Consider the following 24,873-nt stretch of genomic DNA (forward strand, 5'->3'; position numbering starts at 1 on the left):
CACACGCGCACCAGTTGCGTTCCCGACCCTCTCACGCGTGTGGCCTGCACGGGCACGACCGGTTCGCCGCTGGTCATGCCCTGGTCTCCCGTACCGTTCGGGCCGGTCCTCGGCCGCCCGCCATGGGGCGGGCGCGTTCGAGGAGCCCGCGCACGTGGGGGTTGCGGCGGTGCGGCCGGGTCGCGGAGAGCATCGAGCGGAAGCGGTCGTCGGCCCGGCCGGACTGGATGGTCGGATAGTCGTCCAGGGCGAGGTGCCAGTTCTGGACGGCCTCTTCCAGTCGGCCGGCTCCGAGCTGCCACTCGGCGAGCATGGCGAGAGCGCGTACGCGGGACCCGCGGTACACCGGGGGTCGGAGCTTCTCGGAGTGCTGGAGCGCGCGGATCGCGCCATCGCGGTCGCCGAGCTCGTAGTTGACCTGGGCGACGTGGTACGCGAGGGCGGCGGGATCGTAGCGGCCGACGACCTTCGCCTTCGACTCGGCCTGATCCATCGCGACTTCCGCTGTGCGCAGGTGGAGCAGGGCTCCGATCCTGTCCCCGGTCTGGGCGAGGGCGTGGGCCTGCTGGCCGGCGAGGAAGGCCCTCATGCGGGGACCGGCCTCCGGGGAAGCGGCCGAGGCGGCGTCCGCGAGCCGCAGGGCGCTGCTGCCGTGGCCGAGATTGACGGCCTGGACGCTCATGCCGCGCAGGGTGGTGCAGTACGTGAGGTGGTCGTCCGCGTGCCCGGCCAGCTCCAGCGCTTTCGTGTAGTAGCGCTGGGCCAGGGAGTCGTGGCGTTCGTCCACGGCCATGTAGCCGGTCAGGTAGCAGTGGTCGGCGGCGGCCGACAGCATGGCCTTGCGGACGTCCTCACCGGCGTCCGCCCGCAGGTACGGGGCGATCGTGTTGACCAGGAACGAGGCGGCCATCGGACGGGTCATCCGGCCGCCGAACTGGTCGTCCAGGTCGCTGATCCGCTCGGTCATCGCCGCGACCGCCTGGACCTCCGCCATGCCGATCCGCAGGTGGGGGTCGGTCCGCAGTCTCTCGAAGCGGCCCACCACGTCGGGCCAGCCGGGGATGGTGAGGGCCACCGAGTAGAGGCCGGCCGTGAGGATTCCGCGCCGGGACGGGTCCATATCGAGGCTCCCCAGGTCGATCAGCCCTGACACCGTATCCGTCGGCTGGTCAACAGGGGTAGGTGTCCCGCGGAATCCGGCCTCGACGGCGGTGATCGGCCGCTTGAGCCTCCGCGCCAGTGTCTCCAGGACGACCGGCAGGGCCTTCGCCGTAGGCGAGGTGCCGCTGAGCCAGTGGGAGACGGCCGAGGCGTCGTACTTCAGCCGCTGCCCGGTCTCGGTGCCGGTCCGGTTGACGGCCCGAGCCAAATCGCCGTTGCCCCAGGCGGCTTCGGCCATCAGTGAGGCGAGCCTGTGGTTCGGCCCACGGTCGGTTCGCACGACAGTTCCCCCTGGCAGGTGGGTTTCAAGGGTTTCAACGTCCGGGCGCGCCCCGACCATAGCCGACCGCAGGGCACGGATGTTGACTGTTCGTCATCGGCCAATCACCAGCCGTGGTGCGAATGGTCCCGTCCGCGTTCCCCTTCGAGGTGCCCCCATGCTGATGTCCCGCCGCCCCCGCATGTTCGTCGCACGCCTCGACGCGCGGACCGAATCCACGCCCCTCGCGCGGTACTTGCTCCGGGCCTACCTCTCCGGGCTGCCCTCCGGGGACCGCTACCGCGACACCGCCGAACTGCTCCTCGGCGAGCTCTTCGCCAATGCCGTCCTGCATTCCGACGCCCCCGACGACCGCCACATCGAGGTCCGCTTCGCTCTCACCGGCTCCCGCTTGCGCCTCGAAGTACACGACGCGGGCACCGGACGGCCGATCCTCCGGACCGCCGTCCCCGACGATGAGAAGGGGCGCGGTCTGTTCCTTGTCGACGAACTTGCCGAACGGTGGGGTTGCGCCCCCCGCCCTTGTGGTATCGGCAAGTTCGTCTGGGCCCATATCGCCCCCGTCACCACCCTCGCCTGAGAGCCGCTTCTTCCATGAACCTCGTCACCCTCGCCCGGCACACCCTCTCCCGTGGGGCCACCCCGGCCGCGACCTACGCCCTCCTGGCCCGCCTCGGCCACCCGCCCCTGCCCGTCGCGCGCGCCGTCTGCCTCGCCCTCGACATCCCCCACGCCGAAACCACCCGCCGCCTGGCCGAGTGCTACGACGCCCTCCTTGCCGACCCCCGGCCCGACACCGAGACCGACACCGGCGAACTCCTCGAAGCCCTCGGCGTCTTCGACGTCCCCAAGTCGCTCACCGACACCGAACTCGCCGTCGTCGAACACTTCCTCGTCGCCATCGACGCCATGGGCGGCATCCGACCGGGCCACCACCACGGCCTCCAACGCTGGTTCACCACTGGCAACCTCATCTCCGCGTACCTCTCCCTCGCCGCCGCGCATCCCCTTCCCCGCACCGGCGACCCCGCCCTCTACTGGACCACCCTCGTCACGGCCGGCGAACTCCTCGCCACCACGCTCCCCTCCGACCGCCGCATCACCTACGCCCTCACCCGCTGCCGCGCCCGCGCAACCCACCCGTAAGCACGGGAAGTCGGCCCGGCCGACTTCTCGCGCAGGAGTGGCCCGGCGCCGCTTCGGCAAGGCCGAAGCGGCGGCGGATGACGGGGTGAAGGGAGTGCTGCTCGGCGGCGGTTCCGGCGGCCCGGCCCTTCTCGGTCGGGACCGCCTGGGCCTTGTCGTCCTGGCGGGCGGGCGACCTGCGGCGAGGAGCGCGGCGGTTGTGGCTCTCCCCGCACAGGAAGTCGACCTGACGACTTCCTGTGCGGGGAGTGGTGCCTGATGCCGTTGCCGCTTCGGGTCGGCCGAAGCGGCAACGGGGTGCGAGGCGAGGTGGCCGGGGTCACCGGCCGCGTGGGAAGTCGGCCGGGCCGACTTCCCACGCACAAGGCGGCGCCCGGAGGGGTCAGCGGGCGGCGGCGCGTTGGAGGGCGCTGGCGAGGAGGGCGAGGTCGGTGGGGCCGTTGCCGAGTTCGCGGACGGGCCGGCGGGCCGGTGGGGCGCCGAGCTGGAGCGGGTCTATCGCGACGACGGTGGGCCGCAGGGTGGCGGTGCGCGGGATGCGGCCGCTGATCCGGGCGGTCTGGAAGGCGGTGACGCCGCCGTCCGGGAGGCGGAGGTAGCCGCGGCCGGGGGTGTCCTCGGGCAGGGCGGCCGCGTCGCCGAGGTGGATCAGCAGGTCGGAGTCGGCCGGGTCCTCGGTGCGCAGGGCGATCCGCAGCAGCGCGGCCTCGTCCACCTCGGTGCCGGCGCTCTCCTCCGGGCGGCCGGTGGCGACGGCGAGGTGGACGCCGAGCGGTCCGCCGCGGCGGGCGACGGCGGCCAGCGCGCGGGCGAGCGGGCGGCCGGCGGCGGAGGTGGGGGAGAGCAGGGCGTCGTAGTCGTCGACGACGACGACCAGCCGGGCGGGGGGAGCGGCGGGGCCGGTCGGGCGGGGGCCCTCCGCGCTGCGCGGCGGGATGATCCGGGGCGTGGTGGCCGCTCCGCCGCCGACGGCGGCGGGCACCGGGACCTTGGGGTGCTCGGCGTCCGCCTCCGGCCCGTCCAGGCTCTGCGCGTCCAGGATGCGGGCGGCATGCCAGGAGGCGAAGTCCAGCCCGTCGAACAGCCGTTCCCGCAGGGTGAGTTCGTCCTCCAGTGCCTCGGCCGCGAGCAGCGCGGCGCGCGGGTCGGCGGCGGCGTTCACCCGGCCGCTGACGTGCGGCAGCTCGGTGCAGCCGTCCAGTCCGTCCTGGCCGTCCGCGGTGGCCCGGCCCTCGATGATCGTGACGGCGAGCCGCCCGGGCCGCTCGGAGACGGCGAGCGAGGCGACCAGGGTGCGCAGCAGCTCGGTCTTGCCGGAGCCGCGGGCGCCGCCGATCAGCAGGTGCGGGCCGCCCGGGTCGGGGGAGGGGACGGTGAGTTCGGGGTCGGCGAGGTCGAGGGTGCAGAGCTCGTCCCGGGTGGTGCCGAGCAGGGCGGTGGCGGCGCCGATGCCGCCGGCGTGGGCGTCCCAGCGGGCGGACAGCTTGGCCGGGGTGACGGTGTCGAGCTGCAGCAGGTCGAGCAGCCGCAGCACGTCGGGCAGCGGGCCGCGGGCGGCCGGGGTGGCCTCGCGCAGCGGGGCGAGGACCCGGGCGAGCCGTTCGGCCCAGGCGTCCGAGACGGCGTCCAGCGAGACCTCGTGGAGGGTCTCCCGGCCGCGGGCGACCGGCCGGGACAGCGACAGCTGGGTGCCGACCTCGCCGGTGATCAGGGCGGTGGCGCCGAGGCCCCGGGGGAGCAGTTCGGGCTGCTCGGCGAGGCAGATCGGGAAGATGCCGACCGCCGGGCCCTGGCGCAGCAGCAGGTCGAGCGCCTGCCGGGCGGCCTCGGTGGCCGGGCGGCCGTCGACCACGACCACGGTGGCGGGGTGGCCGCCGAGGCCGCTGGGGCCGCTGAGCCGGGCGGTGAGCTCGGTCAGCCGGGCGGTGGCCTGTTCGTCGTCGAGGCCGATCAGCAGCCGGCAGTCCTGGCCGTCGACCGGGCGCAGGTGGGGCAGCCACAGGGCCCAGGCCCAGGTGTCGACGCGGTCCTCGGCGGCGCGGGCCGGGTCGGCGTCGACCACGACCAGGCTCAGCCCGGTCGGCGGGTGCAGCGCGGCGAGCTGGGCGACGACGGCGCGGGTGAGCGCGTCCAGGCGCTCGCGCGGGCCGCTGAGGCCGAGGCTGCCGGCGGTCTGCAGGTCGAGGGTGACCGGGACGGCGGGCAGCATGGTGCCGGGCGTGGTGCCGGGGCCGCCGGGGCGGTCGGCGGTGCCGAGCCGCAGGGTGAGCGCGTCGGGGTGGCCGGGGCCGCGCTCCCAGAGCCGGGGGCCGGGGCCGACGGCGTTGAGCAGCAGGGTGGCGAGGTCGGGCCAGCGTTCGCGCTGGGCGGCGGTCTGGCGCAGCCGGACCGCGGCGTGGTGGCGCTCGGCGCTCTCCTGACCGGGCGGTTCGGCGGCGCGGCCGGGCAGCAGGGAGAAGAGGCCGCGGCCGCGGCCGGGCGCGGGTTCGGGGGCGGCGGGCGGCTCGACCACGGGCGGTGCGGGCCGGACCGGCCCGGGGGCGGCGAGCTGGAGGTGGCCGTGGCCGTCCGGCAGGGCGGCGCGGACGGCTCCGGCGGCCTCGGCCGGGTCGGGGGCGGTCACCTGGAGGGTGGACTCGCCGATCCGCAGCACGGCGCCGGGCTCCAGCGGGACGGCGGCCTCCGGCGGGACGGGCGGGACGAGCCGGCCGTCCAGGGCGGTGCCGTTGGTGGAGCCGAGGTCGCGTACGGAGATCCGGCCGTCCTCGGCGAGGTGCAGGGAGAGGTGCAGCCGGGAGACGTCCGGGTCGTCGAGCGGGACGTCGGCCTCGGCGGAGCGGCCGATCCGGATCTCCCGGCCGTGCAGCCGGTGCACGCCGCCGGCGTCGGGGCCGCCGACCACCCGCAGTTCGGCGGCGGCGGGGGCGTCGTCGGGGTCGTCGGCGGTCGGGTCGGGCTCGTTCAGGCTGAGGACGGCGCCGTCGAGCAGCGGGGGGTGGCCGAGCAGGGTGTGCTCGTCGACCCGGTGCGCCCCGGCGTACAGGTGTACGTGGGTGGCGGCCCGCGGCCCGCGCACGCCCACGGCACCCGCGAGCGCGCCCGCGATGGCGCCGAGTGCGGTGCCGACGGGCGCGGTCACCAGCACGTCCACGTAGGGAATGGCGGAGCCGGCGGCGGACGGGCCGCTGCGCGGTCGGAGGACGGTCAGCCGGATCTGCATCTCGCCCGCGGGTCCCTTCTGCTGATGTGAAGCCTGGTGCCGCTGCCCGGTGCCAAGGGCACCGTTGGGCCACACGAGTGGCGAGTGTCCATCCTGCCATCCGTCGTGGACGGTCCGCGCACCGTACCGGATTTGACGATCTTGCGATCGTGGCCGTGACCGGGGCGACGGAGAGTCAGGTCGACGGTCCTCTCGCGGGGTGCCCGGGACCTTCCCTAGGGGATCTCCCCCAACCCTTCCCCAGACCGTGCGGATGGCCTACCGACCACCTCAAAAACCCGTACGGTCACCGTTAGAGTGGCCGCAGACACGGGCCCGGCAGGCTCACCGCACCGGCGGAGGAGCGCCCCGCGCGGGCGGCACGGCGAGGAGTGCGACAGGTGCGGCCAGTCGGCAGCAAGTATCTGCTGGATGAGACCCTCGGGCGGGGTGCGACCGGCACCGTCTGGCGCGGCGTGGTGCGCGAGGACGTCCAGGTGCCGGGCTGCCCGCCCGGGCAGCGGGTGGCGATCAAGGTGCTGCGCGAGGAGCTGGCCGCCGACCCCGACGTGGTGATGCGCTTCCTGCGCGAGCGCTCCCTGCTGCTGCGGCTGACCCACCCCAACATCGTCCGGGTCCGCGACCTGGTCGTCGAGGGCGAGCTGCTGGCCTTGGTGATGGACCTGGTGGACGGCCCCGACCTGGCCCGCTACCTGCGTGCCAACGGCCCGTTCAGCCCGATCGCCGGCGCCCTGCTGATGGCCCAGGTCGCGGACGCGCTGGCGGCCAGCCACGCGGACGGGATCGTCCACCGCGACCTCAAGCCGGCCAACGTGATGCTCGCCTCCACCGTGGTGGACGGCGTCGAGCGGATGCACCCGCTGCTGACCGACTTCGGCATCGCCCGGCTCGCCGACTCCCCGGGCGTCACCCGCACCCACGAGTTCGTCGGCACCCCCGCCTACGTCGCGCCGGAGTCCGCCGAGGGCCGTCCGCAGACCTCCGCGGTGGACGTGTACGGCGCCGGGATCATGCTGTACGAGCTGGTCACCGGCCGCCAGCCGTTCCAGGGCGACAGCGCCCTCGCCGTGCTCCAGGCCCACCTGGCCCAGGAGCCGCAGCGGCCCAGCACCATGCCCGAGCCGCTCTGGACGGTGATCGAGCGCTGCCTGCGCAAGGACCCGGCCCAGCGGCCCGGTGCCACCTCGCTGGCGCACGCGCTGCGGGTGGTCGCGGCCGGGGTCGGCGTGCACGCCTCCCCGGCGGCGGTGGACGAGGCGCTGGCGGTCGGCGCCCTGCTGCTGCCGGACCCGCAGCCGACGGCCGTCCCCGGCAGCATGCCGCCGCTGCCGCCCGCGATGGTGCCGGGCGCCCTGGCCCCGGGCTTCATGGTCCCCGGTACGGCCCCCGGCGCCGAGGACCACACCCAGGTGCTGCCGCCGACCAGCGGGCAGTACGACCCGGCCGCGGCGACCGCGGTGATGGGCACCCAGCCGCCGCCCCCGCAGGGCGCCCCGGACCGCACCCGGGTGATGCCGCCCGCCGCCGTGCCGCCGCCCCCGCCCGCCGGGCCGCCGCAGGAGGAGGCGCCGCACCCGTGGCAGACCCAGCTGCGCGCGGCGCGGGACCGCAACCAGCAGACCCAGGTCGGCTACTTCGGCCCGGAGGACTACGAGGACCTCCCGCAGCCGCAGGTCGCCCCGCAGCCCTACCAGGCCGGGCAGGGGGGCCCGGCCGGACCGGGCGGCCACGGCGGCCAGGGGCACCGGCCGGGCCAGGGCGCCCCGGGCGGGCGCCCCGGCGGGCAGCAGCCCGGCGGCTACCGCCAGGCCCCGCCCCCGCCCGGCTACGCCCAGCGCCCGCCGGTGGCCCCGCCGCCCTACCAGGCGGGCCAGGCCGGCCCGGGAAGCCAGGGCGGCCAGCGGGGCCAGGGCGGCCGTCCGCAGCCGCCCGGCGGCTACCGGCAGGCCCCGGGCGGGTACGGCCAGTCGCAGGGCGGCTACCCGCCGCCGCCCGCGCCCACCCCGGTGCCGCGCCGGGCCGAGCCGCCCGCGCCGCAGTACCGGGAGGCCCCGCCGCAGCGCCGCGAGGAGCCGCCGGCCCCGGCCCGCCGCGAGCCCGGGCCGGCCCGCGAGCCGCGCCCGCGCAGCCGCAACCGGATGTACATCCCGGGGCTCGGCTGCTTCAAGGGCTGTCTGATGGTGCTGCTGGTGCTGGCCGTGGCCGGGGTGGCGCTGTGGAACTTCACGCCGCTGCCGCACTACTGGGACAACGTCGTGGGCTGGTTCGACTCGGCGCGCGACTGGGCGAACAGCCTCTTCGGCAAGTAGCGCCGCCCGAGGCCGGAGCCGATCCGGAGCCGGAACCGGTCCGGGTCCGGACGGCGTTCCGGCCTCCGGCCCGCCCGGGCGGCTGCATTGACGCTATGTCGACAATTATCGAGATTTCTCGGCCGGGACTCCCGCTCCGGGCCCTTCGGGCGGCCCCCGCAGGCCCTCCGGGCGCGTAGGTTGGTCGCTGTTGTCCCGCCCCACCGAGCGCGCCGGACCCCCGGAGCGCTCCCGCGCCGCCCACGGAGCAGCATTGGCACGCAAGATCGGCAGCCGGTACACCGTCCACCAGGTGATCGGCCGGGGTTCGGCCGGGACGGTCTGGCTCGGTGAAGGGCCCGACGGCCCGGTGGCGGTCAAGCTGCTGCGCGAGGACCTCGCCGCCGACCAGGTGCTGGTCGGCCGCTTCGTCCAGGAGCGCACCGCGCTGACCAGCCTCGACCACCCCCGGGTGGTCGGCGTGCGCGACATGGTGGTGGACGGCAGCGACCTCGCCCTGGTGATGGAGCTGGTCCAGGGCACCGACCTGCGCTCCCGGCTGGAGCGGGACGGCGCGCTGCCCCCGCAGACCGCCGCCTCGGTCATCGCCGACGTCGCCGACGGCCTGGCCGCCGCGCACGCGGCCGGGATCGTCCACCGCGACGTCAAGCCGGAGAACGTCCTGCTCGACCTCGCCGCCGCCCCCGGCCCCGGCGGCGCCCCGCGCGCCAAGCTCACCGACTTCGGGGTGGCCCGCCTGGTCGACGCCCCGCGCCGCACCCGGGCCACCCGGATCATCGGCACCCCGGACTACCTCGCCCCCGAGATCATCGAGGGCCTGGAGCCGCGCGCCGCCGTCGACATCTACGCCCTCGCCACCGTGCTGTACGAGCTGCTGGCCGGCTTCACCCCGTTCGGCGGCGGCCACACCGGCGCGGTGCTGCGCCGGCACGTCACCGAGCAGGTCCCGCCGATCCCCGGCCTGCCGGACGGGCTGTGGCGGATCATCTCCGAGTGCCTGGCCAAGGCCCCGGCCTCCCGGCTGCGCGCCGCCGAGCTGGCCTCGCGGCTGCGCGAGCAGCTGCCCTCGCTGGCAGGCCTGCCGGTGCTCGCCGTGCCCGGCCAGGGCCGGGCCCCGGCCGAGGAGCAGCTGACCCCCGGCGAGGCCGTCTACGCCGAGATCGACGCCGGCCCCGGCATCCACAAGCGCCGCCGCGGCCCGGCCGTCCCGCTGGTGCCCGGCGCCGCCCCGGACTCCACCCGGGACACCCACACCAGCCTGCGCCGCCCGTCGGCCGACGAGCTGGCCGCGTACGCGCTCGAGTCCCGCGCCCAGCGCGCCGCCCCGGGCCACCGCCGGGACCGCCAGGCGCTGCTGCGCCGCCGCCGGCTGCTGGCCGTGCTGATCGCCACCGTGCTGCTGCTGGCGGGCGCCGCCGCGGCCTGGACGGCCTTCGCGGCCACCGTCCCGGACGGCGGCCACCCGGCCCGTCCGGCGGTGTCCGGCACGGCCCCGCGGGCGCCGTAGCCGGGGCCGTGGCCGCCGTCGTGAGGCCGGGGGGACCGGGGGTGTCGTCATGACCACTCCCGGAACCATTACCCTGGGGGCGTGGCAGCCGTCGATCCTTCCGAAGAGCTCAAGAACCTCGATACGACCATGGGGTCGATCGAGGCCGTCATCGACCTGGACAAGATCCGGGCCGACATCGCGGTCCTGGAGGAGGAGGCAGCCGCCCCCACCCTGTGGGACGACGTCGCGAACGCGCAGAAGGTGACCAGCCGGCTCTCCTTCCTCCAGGGCGAACTGCGCCGGGTCGAGGGCCTGCGCAGCCGTATCGACGACCTGGGCGTGCTGTTCGAGCTCGCCGAGGCCGAGGACGACGCGGACACCCGCACCGAGGCCGAGAACGAGCTCGTCGCCCTCCAGAAGGCGGTCGAGGAGCTGGAGGTCCGTACCCTCCTGTCCGGCGAGTACGACGCCCGCGAGGCGCTGATCAACATCCGCGCCGAGGCCGGTGGCGTGGACGCCGCCGACTTCGCCGAGCAGCTCATGCGCATGTACCTGCGCTGGGCCGAGCGGCACGGGTACCCCACCGAGGTGTACGACACCTCGTACGCCGAAGAGGCCGGCATCAAGTCCGCGACCTTCACCGTGAAGGCCCCGTACGCCTACGGCACCCTCTCGGTCGAGCAGGGCACCCACCGCCTGGTCCGCATCTCGCCGTTCGACAACCAGGGCCGCCGGCAGACCTCCTTCGCCGGTGTCGAGGTGCTCCCCGTCGTCGAGCAGTCCGACCACGTCGACATCGACGAGGGCGAGCTCCGGGTGGACGTCTACCGCGCCTCCGGCCCCGGCGGTCAGGGCGTCAACACCACCGACTCGGCGGTGCGCATCACGCACATCCCGACCGGCATCGTGGTCTCCTGCCAGAACGAGCGCTCGCAGATCCAGAACAAGGCGTCCGCGATGAACGTCCTCCAGGCCAAGCTGCTGGAGCGGCGCCGCCAGGAGGAGAAGGCGGCGATGGACGCGCTCAAGGACAGCGGCAGCTCCTGGGGCAACCAGATGCGCTCCTACGTGCTGCACCCGTACCAGATGGTGAAGGACGTCCGCACCGCGTACGAGGCCGGCAACCCGCAGGCCGTGCTGGACGGCGACATCGACGGCTTCATCGAGGCCGGGATCCGCTGGCGCAAGCAGCGCGAGACCAGCGCCGAGTAGCGGCAGACGACGAAGGCCCCCGACCGCAGTGGTCGGGGGCCTTCGTCGTACGTCTCGTGGGTTGTCAGGCCAGAGCCTGCCGCGCGATCAGCGCCACCGCGAGCAGCCCGGCCAGCAGGGCCAGCAGCATCGCGGGGGAGAGTGCGGCGAACGGGCTCTGCTGCTCCTGGATCCGGGCCCGGTTGGCCCGGCACACCGGGCAACGCCCGTCGCTGACGCGGCCGTTGCAGTTGGCGCACACCAGATGGTCGCAGGTCATGCGATCTCCTCCTCGCTGCTACAGCCAACGCGCCGGACGGGGCTTTGGTTCCATGTGCTGCCCTGTACGGGGGAGCGGCCGTGACGCGGTCGCCCCCTCCACTCTGCCAGGTTCCGGCGGTTCCGGCTCCCGGGCTGCGAGATGGCCCCCGATATTCGGGGCATAAACGGACATTCTCTCCCAAGGGGCGGGCGTTGTCGCGGGCGGCCCCTGCGGGCCGGATGCCGATTCGCGTATGGTCCGAGTCCGGGAGCGGCCCTCCGCGCTCCCTTCGACCGCCCCCGGGCCGGGCCCCAGGGGCGGACCGACCCAAGGACTGGCGCCGCCTAGGATGGCCTCCGTGATGCAGCCGTGATCAGATTCGACAACGTCTCCAAGACCTATCCCAAGCAGAACCGTCCCGCCCTGGACAACGTCTCGCTGGAGATCGAGAAGGGTGAGTTCGTCTTCCTGGTCGGCTCGTCCGGCTCGGGCAAGTCCACCTTCCTGCGCCTGTGCCTGCGCGAGGAGCGCCCCACCACGGGGGCGGTGCACGTGCTGGGCAAGGACCTCGGCAAGCTGTCCAACTGGAAGGTGCCGCACATGCGCCGCCAGCTGGGCACCGTCTTCCAGGACTTCCGCCTGCTGCCGAACAAGACGGTCGCGCAGAACGTCGCCTTCGCGCTGGAGGTGATCGGCAAGCCCAAGAGCGCCATCAACAAGGTGGTGCCCGAGGTGCTGGAGCTGGTCGGCCTCGGCGGCAAGGAGGACCGCATGCCGGGCGAGCTGTCCGGTGGTGAGCAGCAGCGCGTGGCGATCGCCCGGGCCTTCGTGAACCGTCCGATGCTGCTCATCGCGGACGAGCCCACCGGCAACCTCGACCCGCAGAACTCGGTCGGCATCATGAAGCTGCTCGACCGCATCAACCGCACCGGCACCACGGTGCTGATGGCCACCCACGACCAGGCCATCGTCGACCAGATGCGCAAGCGCGTCATCGAGCTCGACAAGGGGCTGCTCGTCCGCGACCAGGCCCGCGGCGTCTACGGGTACCAGCACTGACCGACCAGCGCTGACCCGTAGGGCCGCCGGCCCGAACCGCCAGTCCCGGAGCAGTACCGACCCTGGAGTTGTTTCCCGCATGCGTGCCCAGTTCGTCCTGTCGGAGATCGGTGTGGGTCTCCGACGCAACCTGACCATGACCATCGCGGTCGTGGTCAGTGTCGCGCTCTCCCTCGCCCTCGCCGGTTCCTCGCTCCTGGTCCGCGACCAGGTGAACTCCATGAAGGGGTACTGGTACGACAAGGTCGAGGTGAGCATCTACTTCTGCACCAAGGCGGACGCCCGGAACTCGCCCCAGTGCGACAAGGGTGCGGCCACCGACCAGCAGGTCCAGGACATCAAGGACCAGCTGGACAAGATGACCTCGGTGGTCCAGTCGTCCACCTACGAGAGCTCCGCCGACGCGTACAAGCACTGGAAGGAGATGAACCCGGACAACCCGCTCATCTCCGTCCTGGGCGCGGACGCCATGCCGCAGTCCTGGCGGGTCAAGCTCAACGACCCGACCAAGTACGACGTGATCCAGAGCGCCTTCGCCGGCAAGCCCGGCGTCAAGTCGGTCGAGGACCAGCGGAAGATCCTGGAGAACCTGTTCGGCCTGCTGAACGGCCTCCAGACGGCGGCCTTCGTGATCATGGTGCTGATGCTGTTCGTCGCGCTGCTGCTGATCGTCAACACCGTCCGGGTGTCGGCGTACAGCCGACGGCGTGAAACCGGGATCATGCGCCTGGTCGGTGCGTCGAACTTCTACGTCCAGATGCCGTTCATCGCCGAGGCGGCCTTCTCGGCGCTGCTGGGCGCGATGATGGCCTCCGGACTGCTGATCGGCGGGCACTTCTTCGTCCAGAACTGGCTGGCCGACCGGGTGCAGTTCATCCACTTCATCGGCCTCGGCTCGGTGCTGGCGGTGATACCGCTGCTGATCGTGGTGGGTATGGGCATGGCCGGTGTGGCGGCGTTCTTCACGCTGCGCAAGTACCTCAAGGTCTGATTCCCGGACGCCCCGACGGCCCCGGACGGCACTGCGCCGTCCGGGGCCGTCGGCGTTCCGGGGCCCGTCGTTCCGGTTCGTCCCGCTCGGAGCGGTGTCTACACTCCGGTCCATGCTGCAAACTCCGCGCAGGGCCCGCCAGGTGGCCGCGCTCAGCCTGGTGTTCGGCGCCGTGCTGCTGGCCGGCGCGGCCACCGGCGCCTGGGGCGACCCGGGCGGGCCGCCGCACAGCCCGTCCGCCGACACCGCCCGGGCCGCCGGCGGGCTCCCGGCGGACCCGGCCGGCGCCGCCCTGTCCGAGCAGCAGGCCGAGCACCTGCTGGCGGCCGGCGGCGACCGCTGGGGCGCGTACTACAGCGCCCAGGAGTACGCGGAGTTCAGCCAGGGCCTGGACGGCCGGTACCCGGGCGTCGGCCTCTCGGTCGGCCGCGGCCAGGACGGCGTCACCGAGGTCTCCCAGGTCGCGCCCGGCGGCCCGGCCGCCGCGGCCGGGATCGCCCCCGGCGACCGGCTCGTACGGATCGGCCAGGACCAGGCCGACCACCTGCCGGTCACCGAGGTGGTCGCGCGGCTGCGCGGCCAGGGTGAGGAGCGCCGGGCCGGCTCCGAGGTCACCCTGGCGGTCCGGCGCGGCGAGGGGGAGGAGCGCGAACTGCGGCTGCGGCGCGTGCTGCTGGACAGCCGGCAGGTCACCGCGGAGCAGCTGGGCAAGGGCGTGCTGCGGGTGACCGTGCGCGGCTTCACCAGCGGCGTGGCCGACCAGGTGCGCGCCGCGCTGCGCGCCCCGCACGCCGGCGTGGTGCTCGATCTGCGCGGCAACTCGGGCGGGTTGGTCGACGAGGCGGCCGGCACCGCCGGGATCTTCCTGGACGGCGGAACGGTCGGCTCGTACCAGGAGCGCGGCGAGACCAGGGAGTTGACCGCCCCGCCCGGCGGCGACCAGCGCACCCCGCTGGTGCTGCTGGTGGACGGCGGCACGATGAGCGCCGCCGAACTGCTGGCCGGAGCCCTCCAGGACCGCAGCCGCGCCGTGGTGGTGGGCTCGCGGACCTTCGGCAAGGGCACCGTCCAGCAGCCCAGCCGGCTCGCCGACGGCGCCGTGCTGGAGCTGACCGTCGGCCGCTACTACACCCCGGCGGGCCGCTCCCCGGACGGCACCGGCCTCACCCCCGACGTCCCGGCCGGCTCGGGCGAGGAGGCCGACGAGCTCGCCCTGCGGGTCCTCTCGGGGCTGGGCACCCGCGCCTAAAGCAGCTGCCCGATCCGGCCTCGAAGTGCGAGAATGGCCGCGTTATGGCAAAGGAAACCGGACAGAAGCTGATCGCGCAGAACAAGAAGGCGCGACACGAGTACACGATCCTCGACACCTACGAGTGCGGCCTCGTCCTCACCGGAACCGAGGTCAAGTCGCTGCGCGAGGGGCGGGCCAACCTGGTCGACGGCTACGCGTACATCCAGAACCACGAGGCGTGGATCGACAACGTCTTCATCCCCGAGTACACCCAGGGGACGTGGACCAACCACGCGGCCCGGCGCAAGCGGAAGCTGCTGCTGCACAGGATGGAGATCCACAAGATCGAGAGCAAGGTCCGCGACGCGGGCCACACCCTGGTCCCGCTCTCGCTGTACTTCAAGGACGGCCGGGTGAAGCTCGAACTGGCGCTCGCGGTCGGCAAGAAGCTCTACGACAAGCGCCAGACGCTGCGCGAGAAGCAGGACACCCGCGAGACGGCCCGCGCGGTGGCGGCGGCCCGCCGACGCCAGGGTTAATCCGCTGGACCCTCGCCCGTCGCCTCGCGTACTATGGCGCAAGCAACACGGACGATGACCGTCCGAGCTGTTTCTCAACAAAACATGGGGATGATCGGTTTCGACAGGGGATGTTGAAACAGGGGAAGCGAGCCGAGGAACGCGGCAATGATCTCGTTAACCACGTGTCGCAAAAAAATAATCGCCAACTCTAAGCGCGATTCCCAGCAGTTCGCTCTCGCTGCCTAATAAGCACCGATAGCGCTTGGGTGTCAGACCGGGGAGTTCCCGACCCGGACCCTGGCATAATCTAGGGAACTCAACCGTCCGCCCGGGCTGCGAGGGCGGATGGGAAATCAAACAGCAGCTGGGCCTGTTGGCGGCTTGTCCGTGTGACCGCCAGGGCCGAGAAAATCACAGCGGACTGCGCTCGGAGAAGCCCTGAATTAACTCCACTGGACCCGGGTTCGATTCCCGGCATCTCCACCACCCCATGTTGACACGAAGGCCGTCCTCCGCTCCGCGGAGGGCGGCCTTCGATTTTTGTACGTTCCGGAGCAGCGCGGCCGGGGGGTCGCGGCGTAGGATCATCCGTCCGCTCGTTTTCCGGAGCCGGATTCCGCCGCTACCACCGAGGCCATGCAGAGCAACACGCCCACCACCCCCGCCACCGACCACGAGACCGTCCGCGCACGCGAGATCGCCGGTGAGCAGCAGCACCTCGACACCGTCTACCACCGGTTGGAGGAGAAGCTCGCCGAGGCCGAGTACATCCTGGAGGACGCCGCCAAGCGGGTCCAGGTCGGCACCCCCGGCGCGCTCGCCGAACGCGACGCCCAGGTCTACCGGGCCGGCGCCCACCTCCAGCGTCTGAACAACGAGTTCGAGGACTTCCTGTTCGGCCGGATCGACCTCCAGCGGGCCGACGCCCCGGAGGAGCACGGCATCCCGTCGAACACTCCGCTCGACCCGGCCGACCCGGCCGTCGCCGAGACCCTCCACATCGGCCGACTGGGCGTGCTGGACGCCGAGTACGGCCCACTAGTGATCGACTGGCGCGCGCCCGCCGCCGCCCCCTTCTACCGCGCCACCCCGGTCGAACCGGGCCGGGTGATCCGCCGCCGGGTGATCCGCTCCAAAGGCCGCAAGGTGATCGGCGTCGAGGACGACCTGCTGCGCCCCGACCTCACCCCGACCCTGGACGGCGAGGAGCTGGCGGTGGTCGGCGACGGCGCGCTGATGGCCTCGCTGGGCCGCGCCCGCAGCCACTCGATGCGCGACATCGTCTCCTCCATCCAGAAGGAGCAGGACGAGGTGATCCGCGCCGCCGCCGCGGGCGCCACCCTGGTCACCGGCGGCCCCGGCACCGGCAAGACCGCCGTCGCCCTGCACCGGGCCGCCTACCTGCTCTACCAGGACCGCCGCCGCTACGCCGGGGGCATCCTGGTGGTCTCGCCGACCGCGCTGCTGGTCTCGTACACCGAGGGCGTGCTGCCCGCGCTGGGCGAGGAGGGCCAGGTCGCCATCCGGGCGGTCGGCTCGCTGGTGGACGGCATCGAGGCGGACACCTACGACACGCCCGAGGCGGCCCGGGTCAAGGGCTCGGCCAGGATGGTCCAGCTGCTGCGCCGGGCCGCCCGCGCGGCGCTGGAGCTGGGCGCGCCGCAGGAGCTCAAGGTGGTCGCCCGGGGCGAGGTGCTGAAGCTGGACGCCTCCCGGCTGAAGGCCGTGCGCGGCAACGTGGTGGGCTCCGGCGGCACCCCGCTGAACCTGCTGCGCCCGCGCGCCCGCCGGCTGCTGCTGGACGCCCTGTGGCAGCAGGCCACCAGGGACCTGCCGAAGCCCGCCGACCACTACGCCCGCGAGCAGCGCCAGGAGGAGAAGGAGTCCTTCGACGAGTACGTCTCGGACGAGGCGTCGTTCCTGGACTTCCTGGACGCCTGGTGGCCGGCGCTGACCCCGCGCCGGGTGCTCGCCACGCTGCGCCAGCACCGGCACACCAACCGGATCGCCCGCCGGGCCGTCACCCCGGACGAGGCCAGGCTGCTGGCGGCCTCCTGGCGCCACCTGTCCGGGCGGGGCGAGGGCGCGCTGTCCGCGCACGACGTCGCGCTGATCGACGAGCTCCAGGTGCTGCTCGGCGAGCCGGCCCGCCCGAAGGTCCGCGAGGTGGACGCGGTGGACCTGCTGAGCGGCCTGGACGAGGTCACCACCTTCGCCGACCGCAGCGCCCGCCAGCGCGACCGCCAGCCGGTCGAGCGCACGGAGTACGCGCACATCATCGTGGACGAGGCGCAGGACCTCACCCCGATGCAGTGGCGGATGATCGGCCGCCGGGCCCGGATGGCCACCTGGACGATCGTCGGGGACCCGGCGCAGTCCTCCTGGCCGTTCCCGCAGGAGGCCCAGGCCGCGCTGGACGAGGTGCTCTCCGGCAAGCCGCGCCGCCGCTTCATGCTGACCGTGAACTACCGCAACCCGGCCGAGATCGCCGAGGTGGCGGCCAAGGTGCTGGCGCTGGCCGCGCCGGGCACCCCGTCGCCGAGCGCGGTGCGCCACGTCGGCGTGGAGCCGCGCTTCGCGGCCACCACCGACCCCGCGCCGGAGGCCTTCGGCAAGGCCGCCCGGGCCGAGCTGGAGCGGCTGCTGGCCGAGGTGGACGGCACCGTGGCGCTCGTGGTGCCGATGGACCGCCGGGGCGAGGCGGCCGGCTGGGCCGAGGGCCTGGGCGGGCGCGTGGTGGTGCTGGGCAGCCTGGAGGCCAAGGGCCTGGAGTACGACGCGACCGTGGTGGCCGACCCGACCGGCATCGCCGGCGAGTCGGAGGCCGGCCTGCGGGTGCTGTACGTGGCGCTGACCCGCGCGACCCAGCGGCTGACCGTGCTCTCCGGTCCGGACGACCTGCCGGACGCGGCCGGCGTGCCCGCGCTGCTGCACGGCTGACGGACCCTACGGGATCCGACGGAAGAAGGCCCCTCACCGGGTGGTGAGGGGCCTTCAGACGTTTACGACACCGACCCGCCATGCTCGCCTCGCGGCAAGTGGTCCCTCGAAGGGACGAAGGTTGGGCCCGGGGGCTTGGATCGAGCCGGTGTCCCGTCCAATGTAACGCATCGGCCGGGAGAGGCAAGGAGCGAGCGGCGGGAGCCGGACGGCCATCGGGTGGGATTGTCGGGTCCGCACACTCAATGAACGTTATTTCTGGCTACCCCTTGGAAGGTGCGACGATCGACGTCTAGCATGCGCAGGCGATGCCTTCAACAAAATGTTGAGCCTGCGGGACAGACGGAAGAAGGAAGCGTCGATGGCGACGGTGCCCAGTGTCTCCAACTCGATCACGGTACGGCTGGAGGTCCCGGCCCGGGGCAACGCCGTCAGCGCGATCACCACGGCCGTGGAGTCCTCCGGCGGATCGGTGACCGGTCTCGACGTCACCGCCTCCGGGCTGGAGGCGCTGCGGATCGACGTCACGGTGGCGGCGGCCTCGGTCGCGCACGGCGAGGAGATCGTCGAGAAGCTGCGCACGATCGACGGCGTGTCGATCGGCAAGGTCTCGGACCGCACCTTCCTGATGCACCTCGGCGGCAAGATCGAGATGTCCTCCAAGCTGCCGATCCGCAACCGTGACGACCTCAGCATGATCTACACCCCGGGTGTCGCCCGGGTCTGCATGGCGATCGCGGAGAACCCCGAGGACGCCCGCCGCCTGACCATCAAGCGCAACAGCGTCGCCGTGGTCACCGACGGCTCCGCGGTGCTGGGCCTGGGCAACATCGGCCCGGAGGCCGCGCTGCCCGTCATGGAGGGCAAGGCGGCCCTGTTCAAGCGCTTCGCCGGGATCGACGCCTGGCCGATCTGCCTGGACACCCAGGACACCGACGAGATCGTCGCCATCGTCAAGGCGATCGCCCCGGGCTTCGCCGGGATCAACCTGGAGGACATCTCCGCGCCGCGCTGCTTCGAGATCGAGGCCCGGCTGCGCGAGGCCCTGGACATCCCGGTCTTCCACGACGACCAGCACGGCACCGCGATCGTGGTGCTGGCCGCCCTCACCAACGCGCTGAAGGTGGTCGGCAAGCGGATCGGCGACATCCGCGTGGTGATGTCGGGCGCCGGCGCCGCCGGCACCGCGATCCTCAAGCTGCTGATGGCGGCCGGCGTCGAGCACGCCACCGTGGCGGACGTGCACGGCGTGGTCCACCTGGGCCGCGGGGACCTCAACGAGAACCTGCGCTGGATCGCCGAGCACACCAACCGCTCGGGCCGCACCGGCAGCCTCAAGGAGGCCGTGGCGGGCGCCGACGTCTTCATCGGCGTCTCGGCCCCGAACGTCCTGGACGGCGACGACCTGGCCACCATGGCCGAGGACTCGATCGTCTTCGCGCTGGCCAACCCGGACCCGGAGGTCGACCCGGCCATCGCCCGGCAGACCGCCGCCGTGGTCGCCACCGGCCGCAGCGACTTCCCGAACCAGATCAACAACGTGTTGGTCTTCCCGGGTGTCTTCCGCGGCCTGCTGGACGCCCAGAGCCGCACCGTCAACACCGAGATGATGATCGCCGCCGCCCGGGCGCTGGCCACCACCGTGGCCGACGACGAGCTGAACGCGAACTACATCATCCCGAGCGTGTTCCACAAGGACGTGGCCAAGACCGTCGCCTCCGCGGTGCGCGAGGCGGCCCTGGCGGGGGCCCAGGAGGACCGCGCGCCGGCCCGTCCGACCCCCGGCATCGTGGGCACCCTCGACACCGCCGCGTTCCCCACCGTCAAGCTCTGACGGACGGCTCGGGCGACGTGTCGCAGATCGCTCAAATGTGCGAATAGCGGTCATACCCGCCCAGCTCGCCCCGAACCCTTGCGACACAAGGGCGAGGGGCGTGTTTGGGCTTGTCAGTCGTAGGGCGTACCGTAGCCCTGCACGGGGCAGGCGTGTCCGACAAGTACGGAACGTCCCCCTGGTCTTCCGGCGTGTCGTCCCGACCGCCGCCCGGGTCCGGTCCGCCGGAGCCGACGGAGCGTCACACCTCCGACGGGCGGGCGATGTTCGGGTGGCTCGGCCGGGGCCCGATTGGCTTTCTCGGGGCCGGTCGGGGCAGGATTCGTACCCAGGCGGGCGGGCGGGCCTTCGACGGCTCCGGCGCGCGGCATCGGGTACGGACCCGGCCTGCGACCACGCATTGCCTGCATGAGCACAGTGTGCGGACCTGCGGCCTATCCGGGTGCCCCCCGGTGGGAGCACCGATGGGCCCCCGCGCACCGCAAGCGAACAGACCACAGGAGTACACATGAACCGCAGTGAGCTGGTGGCCGCGCTGTCCGAGCGCGCCGAGGTGACCCGCAAGGACGCCGACGCCGTTCTGGCCGCCTTCGCCGAGATCGTCGGCGAGGTCGTCGCCAAGGGCGACGAGAAGGTCACCATTCCCGGTTTCCTGACCTTCGAGCGCACCCACCGCGCTGCCCGCACCGCCCGCAACCCGCAGACCGGCGAGCCGATCCAGATCGCCGCGGGTTACAGCGCCAAGGTGAGCGCCGGCTCCAAGCTGAAGGAAGCCGCCAAGGGCGCTGCCTGAGCCACCCCTTGAACGCCCGAGAGGCCGGGCTCCCCACTGGGGAGCCCGGCCTCTCGCCGTTGTGTGCTCGGACCGTCAGGCGTCGACCAGCTGCTCGCTGGGCAGCTCGACGTGGGCGCCCAGGTCGCGCAGCTTGTCCATGAAGTTCTCGTAGCCGCGGTTGATCAGGTCGATGCCGTGCACGGTCGAGGTGCCCTCGGCCGCCAGCGCCGCGATCAGGTACGAGAAGCCGCCGCGCAGGTCCGGGATGACCAGCTCGGAGCCGATCAGCTTGGACGGGCCGGAGACGACCGCGGAGTGCAGGAAGTTGCGGGCCCCGAAGCGGCACGGGGTGCCGCCCAGGCACTCGCGGTAGAGCTGGATGTGCGCGCCCATCTGGTTCAGCGCGCCAGTGAAGCCGAGCCGCGACTCGTACACCGTCTCGTGGACGATGGACAGGCCGGTGGCCTGGGTCAGCGCGACCACCAGCGGCTGCTGCCAGTCGGTCTGGAAGCCCGGGTGCACGTCGGTCTCCAGGGCGATCGCCTTGAGCTCGCCGCCGGGGTGCCAGAAGCGGATGCCCTCGTCGTCCACCTCGAAGGCGCCGCCGACCTTCCGGAAGGTGTTCAGGAAGGTCATCATCTCCAGCTGGCGGGCGCCGCGGACGTAGATGTCGCCCTTGGTCGCCAGCGCCGCGCAGGCCCAGGAGGCGGCCTCCAGGCGGTCCGGCAGCGCGCGGTGGTTGTAGCCGTTCAGCTCGTCCACACCGGTGATCAGGATCGTCCGGTCGGTGCCCAGGGTGATGATCGCGCCCATCTTCTGCAGCACGCAGATCAGGTCGACGATCTCCGGCTCGATGGCCGCGTTGCGCAGCTCGGTGACGCCCTCGGCGAGCACCGCCGTGAGCAGCACCTGCTCGGTCGCGCCGACCGAGGGGTAGGGCAGCTCGATCTTGGTGCCGCGCAGCCGCTGCGGGGCCACCAGGTAGGTGCCCTGCGGGTGCTTCTCGATGCTGGCGCCGAACTGGCGCAGCACCTCGAAGTGGAAGTCGACCGGGCGGCCGCCGATGTCGCAGCCGCCCAGGCCGGGGATGAAGGCGTGGCCGAGGCGGTGCAGCAGCGGGCCGCAGAACAGGATCGGGATCCGCGAGGAGCCGGCGTGCGCGTCGATGTCCGCGACGTTGGCGCTCTCGACGTGCGAGGGGTCGAGGATCAGCTCGCCGTCCTCGTCACCGGTGCGCACGGTCACGCCGTGCAGCTGCAGCAGGCCGCGGACCACCTTGACGTCGCGGATGTCCGGGACGTTGCGCAGTCTGCTGGGGCCCTGCCCGAGGAGGGCGGCGACCATGGCCTTGGGCACCAGGTTCTTCGCTCCGCGGACGCGGATCTCGCCTTCGAGCGGGTTTCCGCCGTGGACCAGCAGGACGTCGTCGGTCATCGTTCTCGCAATCCGGGGTGCCAGAGGAGTCGGGGGGAGGGCTCCGGGAGAGAGCCGGTGGTGGACCGGTCGTACGGGCGCGTTCGGGCCCCCGGCGAAACCGAGTCGGCACCGTATAAAGGCGTCCACCAGACGTAGATGGTAGTAGGCGTGCCGTTGGTTCCCGTGAGCCTCTCCCGTGATGGTGCTCTCTCCGGGCCCGGGCCCGCCCCCCGGTACGGCCGTACGGGTGTTCGTGGGCGTGGCCGTTTCCGGGCGTTGCGGTGTCCGAGCGGTGCGGTTCTGCGGGATCATGTGGGCATGACGGCGGCCCATTCGCACGGAGGCCGGTCCCACACCGGCCGTCTGCTCGTCGCGACGCCCCTGCTCACCGACCCGAACTTCGCGCGGGCGGTGGTGCTGCTCCTCGACCACGACGTCGAGGGGGCGCTCGGCGTGGTCCTGAACCGGCCGACGCCGGTCGAGGTGGGCAGTGTGCTGGACGGCTGGAACAGACTCGTCGGACAGCCGGCCGTGGTCTTCCAGGGCGGCCCGGTGGCGCTGGACTCGGCGCTCGGCCTCGCGGTGGCGCCGGGGGAGCCGGGCACCGGCGAGCCGCTCGGCTGGCGCCGGGTGCACGGCGCGATCGGCCTGGTGGACCTGGAGGCGCCGCCCGAGGTGCTGGCCGGCGAACTGGGCAGCCTGCGGATCTTCGCCGGGTACGCCGGGTGGTCGCCCGGTCAGCTGGAGGCGGAGCTGGAGAGCGGCGCCTGGTACCTGGTGGACTGCGAGCCGGGGGACGTCTCCAGCCCCGAGCCGGAGCGGCTGTGGCGCTCGGTGCTGCGCCGCCAGCGCGGCCCGCTCGCCCTGCTGGCGACCTACCCGGACGACCCGACGATGAACTGAGCCGACCGGCCCGGAGCCGCGACACTGGCCGGGTTTCCGGAGGCGCCCATAGACTTGGCACCCATGAGCACTCTTGAGCCCGAGCGCGGCCTCGGCACCGGCACCCTGGTCGAGCCCGTCCCGCAGGTGTCCCACGGGGACGGCGACCACGAGCGCTTCGCGCACTACGTCCAGAAGGACAAGATCATGGAGAGCGCGCTCTCGGGGTCCCCCGTGGTGGCGCTCTGCGGCAAGGTGTGGGTGCCCGGTCGCGACCCGAAGAAGTACCCGGTCTGCCCGATGTGCAAGGAGATCTACGACGGCATCGGCAAGCCGCAGGGCGGCGACGGCGACAAGAAGTAGTCCGCGGCGCCCCGCACAACGCCGTTTTGCATAGCACCAGGGTTCCCCTGGTGGTCTATGCCAATCGTCGGGGCGTGGGCAGGATGTCGGAATGGACCTCATTCCCGCACCTTCGAGTGCCGCCCGCCACCCGGACGAGGACTATCCGCTCGACGCCGCCACCACGCTGACCGCACCCCCCGCGCTGGCCGACGCCGAGCGCTGGCTGCGGGCCACGCTGTCCGCCGCCACCGGGCTGCCGCTCGGCCCGGGCCGGCCGGGCGCGGGCATCGAGCTGGTCCAGGACGGGACGCTCGCCGCCGAGGCGTACCGGATCACGGTGCGCCCCGGCCACGCCCTGCTCGCCGCGGGCGGCCCGGCCGGCGCGCTGTGGGGCGCGCAGACCCTGCGGCAGCTGCTCGGGCCGGACGCCTACCGTCGCTCGCCGCTGCGCCACGAGGGCTGGGTGCTGCCCGGCGCCGACATCGAGGACGCCCCCCGGTTCGGCTGGCGCGGCGCGCTGCTCGACGTCGCCCGGCACTTCCTGCCCAAGGCGGACGTGCTGCGCTTCGTCGACCTGCTGGCCGCGCACAAGCTCAACGTGCTGCACCTGCACCTGACCGACGACCAGGGGTGGCGGGTCGAGATCAAGCGCTACCCGAGGCTGACCGCGCGCGGTTCCTGGCGGGACCGCTCGATGGTCGGGTACCGGGCCGGACAGCGCCGCGACGACCGCCCGCACGGCGGCTTCTACACCCAGGACGACCTGCGCGAGATCGTCGCCTACGCGGCCGCCCGCGGGATCACCGTCGTCCCGGAGATCGACCTGCCCGGCCACACCCAGGCCGCCGTCGCCGCCTACCCCGAGCTGGGCAACACCGACGTGGTGGACACCGCCGCGCTCGGGGTGTGGACCGACTGGGGGGTGAGCCACAACGTGCTCAACGCCTCCGAGGAGACCCTGCGCTTCTTCGAGGGCGTGCTGGAGGAGGTCCTGGAGCTCTTCCCGTCCGAGTTCGTCCACCTCGGCGGCGACGAGTGCCCCAAGGAGCAGTGGAAGGACAGCGCCGCCGCGCAGGCGCGGATCCGCGAGCTGGGCCTGGCCAACGAGGACGAACTGCAGAGCCACCTGATCCGGCACTTCGACCGCTGGCTCGCCGAGCGCGGCCGCCGGCTGATCGGCTGGGACGAGATCCTGGAGGGCGGGCTCGCGCCCGGCGCCGCGGTCTCCTCCTGGCGCGGCTTCGGCGGCGGGATCGCCGCCGCGAAGGCCGGGCACGACGTGGTGATGTGCCCCGAGCAGCACGTCTACTTCGACCACCGGCAGGCGGACGGGCCGGACGAGCCGATCCCGGTCGGCTTCGTGCGCACGCTGGAGGACGTCTACCGGTTCGAGCCCGTCCCGAAGCAGCTGGACGAGGCCGCCGCCCGGCACGTGATCGGCACCCAGGCCAACCTGTGGAGCGAGTTCATGGACAGCGCCCGGGACATCGACTACCGGGCCTTCCCCCGGCTGGTCGCCTTCGCCGAGGTCGCCTGGTCCGCGCTGCCCGCCGAGCCGGCCGAGCGGGACTTCGCCGGTTTCGAGCGGCGGCTGACGACCCACCTGAAGGCGCTGGAGGCGCTCGGCGTCGAGTACCGCCCGGCCGACGGGCCGCACCCGTGGCAGCGCTGGCCCGCCCCGGCCGGCCGGCCGATCGAGGGCCCGCCGCCGGTCCGTTAGGGCGTGTCCCGGGGGCCCTTTCCGGGGCCGCCGGGACCCCCGTGACACGCCCCGGTCGTGCTGACCGGGAACTTCTGAGCGGTCATCGGACGTCAAGAACT

19 protein-coding genes and 1 other RNA gene are annotated in these 24,873 nt (G+C 73.2%); 16 read left to right on the top strand and 4 right to left on the bottom strand.

Annotation, left to right across the window (positions count from 1 at the left end):
• Positions 1–73: 73 nt before the first annotated feature.
• Positions 74–1,399 carry a tetratricopeptide repeat protein gene (locus tag ACLWS4_RS19965; protein ID WP_416874863.1) on the bottom strand — a complete coding sequence of 442 codons (1,326 nt, stop codon included), beginning with the start codon at positions 1,397–1,399 and terminating at the stop codon, positions 74–76.
• A gap of 199 nt (positions 1,400–1,598) precedes the next feature.
• Here ACLWS4_RS19965 and ACLWS4_RS19970 point away from each other — a divergent pair, with 199 nt between their 5' ends.
• A complete protein-coding gene (locus tag ACLWS4_RS19970) occupies positions 1,599–2,021 on the top strand; it encodes an ATP-binding protein (protein ID WP_416874811.1) in 423 nt (140 codons plus the stop codon).
• Between the two features lie 14 nt (positions 2,022–2,035).
• Positions 2,036–2,587: a hypothetical protein gene (locus ACLWS4_RS19975; protein WP_049650826.1), complete on the top strand. Its 552-nt coding sequence runs from the start codon at positions 2,036–2,038 to the stop codon at positions 2,585–2,587.
• Between the two features lie 382 nt (positions 2,588–2,969).
• On the opposite strand, the gene ACLWS4_RS19980 is transcribed toward ACLWS4_RS19975, so the two are convergent.
• Positions 2,970–5,807: an FHA domain-containing protein gene (locus tag ACLWS4_RS19980; RefSeq protein ID WP_388047389.1), complete on the bottom strand. Its 2,838-nt coding sequence runs from the start codon at positions 5,805–5,807 to the stop codon at positions 2,970–2,972.
• 380 nt (positions 5,808–6,187) lie between these two features.
• On the opposite strand from ACLWS4_RS19980, the gene ACLWS4_RS19985 reads away from it, so the two are divergent.
• The 3 genes from ACLWS4_RS19985 (at position 6,188) to prfB (ending at position 10,817) form a co-directional block, all read left to right on the top strand.
• The gene (locus tag ACLWS4_RS19985) at positions 6,188–8,116 is read left to right on the top strand and encodes a protein kinase domain-containing protein (RefSeq protein WP_416874812.1); all 1,929 of its coding nucleotides are present in this window, start codon (positions 6,188–6,190) and stop codon (positions 8,114–8,116) included.
• Positions 8,117–8,369: 253 nt separating this feature from the next.
• Positions 8,370–9,623, top strand: a complete 1,254-nt coding sequence (locus ACLWS4_RS19990) for a serine/threonine-protein kinase (protein WP_117488036.1) — start codon at positions 8,370–8,372, stop codon at positions 9,621–9,623.
• An 81-nt stretch (positions 9,624–9,704) separates the two neighbouring features.
• A complete protein-coding gene (prfB, locus tag ACLWS4_RS19995) occupies positions 9,705–10,817 on the top strand; it encodes a peptide chain release factor 2 (protein ID WP_049653430.1) in 1,113 nt (370 codons plus the stop codon).
• A gap of 64 nt (positions 10,818–10,881) precedes the next feature.
• Here the strand turns inward: prfB and ACLWS4_RS20000 are convergent, their stop codons facing one another.
• Positions 10,882–11,076 carry a hypothetical protein gene (locus ACLWS4_RS20000; protein WP_049653432.1) on the bottom strand — a complete coding sequence of 65 codons (195 nt, stop codon included), beginning with the start codon at positions 11,074–11,076 and terminating at the stop codon, positions 10,882–10,884.
• Positions 11,077–11,427: 351 nt separating this feature from the next.
• Between ACLWS4_RS20000 and ftsE the strand changes: the two genes are divergently transcribed.
• From ftsE to ACLWS4_RS20040, 8 genes are all read left to right on the top strand, one after another.
• Positions 11,428–12,117 (top strand): cell division ATP-binding protein FtsE, encoded by a 690-nt coding sequence (gene ftsE / locus ACLWS4_RS20005; protein ID WP_049653434.1) that lies wholly within the window; start codon positions 11,428–11,430, stop codon positions 12,115–12,117.
• Positions 12,118–12,196: 79 nt separating this feature from the next.
• A complete protein-coding gene (ftsX, locus tag ACLWS4_RS20010) occupies positions 12,197–13,108 on the top strand; it encodes a permease-like cell division protein FtsX (RefSeq protein ID WP_049653435.1) in 912 nt (303 codons plus the stop codon).
• A gap of 112 nt (positions 13,109–13,220) precedes the next feature.
• On the top strand, positions 13,221–14,357 hold the full coding sequence (locus tag ACLWS4_RS20015) for a S41 family peptidase (RefSeq protein WP_416874813.1): 1,137 nt from the start codon (positions 13,221–13,223) through the stop codon (positions 14,355–14,357).
• 44 nt (positions 14,358–14,401) lie between these two features.
• Entirely contained in the window at positions 14,402–14,878 is a 477-nt protein-coding gene (smpB, locus tag ACLWS4_RS20020) for an SsrA-binding protein SmpB (protein WP_049653438.1), read from the top strand.
• 86 nt (positions 14,879–14,964) lie between these two features.
• Positions 14,965–15,346, top strand: a transfer-messenger RNA (tmRNA) gene (gene ssrA / locus ACLWS4_RS20025).
• A 150-nt stretch (positions 15,347–15,496) separates the two neighbouring features.
• Positions 15,497–17,800, top strand: coding sequence for a HelD family protein (locus ACLWS4_RS20030; protein ID WP_380745343.1), 2,304 nt, complete (start codon positions 15,497–15,499; stop codon positions 17,798–17,800).
• A gap of 361 nt (positions 17,801–18,161) precedes the next feature.
• Entirely contained in the window at positions 18,162–19,634 is a 1,473-nt protein-coding gene (locus ACLWS4_RS20035; RefSeq protein ID WP_049653443.1) for an NAD-dependent malic enzyme, read from the top strand.
• Positions 19,635–20,142: 508 nt separating this feature from the next.
• Positions 20,143–20,427 (top strand): HU family DNA-binding protein, encoded by a 285-nt coding sequence (locus ACLWS4_RS20040; protein ID WP_030242980.1) that lies wholly within the window; start codon positions 20,143–20,145, stop codon positions 20,425–20,427.
• Between the two features lie 75 nt (positions 20,428–20,502).
• Here ACLWS4_RS20040 and murA read toward each other — a convergent pair whose 3' ends face one another.
• Positions 20,503–21,843 carry a UDP-N-acetylglucosamine 1-carboxyvinyltransferase gene (gene murA, locus ACLWS4_RS20045; protein WP_049653446.1) on the bottom strand — a complete coding sequence of 447 codons (1,341 nt, stop codon included), beginning with the start codon at positions 21,841–21,843 and terminating at the stop codon, positions 20,503–20,505.
• A gap of 300 nt (positions 21,844–22,143) precedes the next feature.
• On the opposite strand from murA, the gene ACLWS4_RS20050 reads away from it, so the two are divergent.
• From ACLWS4_RS20050 to ACLWS4_RS20060, 3 genes are all read left to right on the top strand, one after another.
• Positions 22,144–22,728, top strand: a complete 585-nt coding sequence (locus tag ACLWS4_RS20050; RefSeq protein ID WP_049653449.1) for a YqgE/AlgH family protein — start codon at positions 22,144–22,146, stop codon at positions 22,726–22,728.
• A gap of 63 nt (positions 22,729–22,791) precedes the next feature.
• Positions 22,792–23,070, top strand: coding sequence for a DUF3039 domain-containing protein (locus ACLWS4_RS20055; protein ID WP_049653451.1), 279 nt, complete (start codon positions 22,792–22,794; stop codon positions 23,068–23,070).
• 91 nt (positions 23,071–23,161) lie between these two features.
• Positions 23,162–24,772: a beta-N-acetylhexosaminidase gene (locus ACLWS4_RS20060; RefSeq protein ID WP_416874814.1), complete on the top strand. Its 1,611-nt coding sequence runs from the start codon at positions 23,162–23,164 to the stop codon at positions 24,770–24,772.
• The last annotated feature ends 101 nt before the right edge of the window (positions 24,773–24,873 follow it).

The sequence above is a fragment of the Kitasatospora sp. SC0581 genome, assembly GCF_048159585.1.
Classification (GTDB): domain Bacteria; phylum Actinomycetota; class Actinomycetes; order Streptomycetales; family Streptomycetaceae; genus Kitasatospora.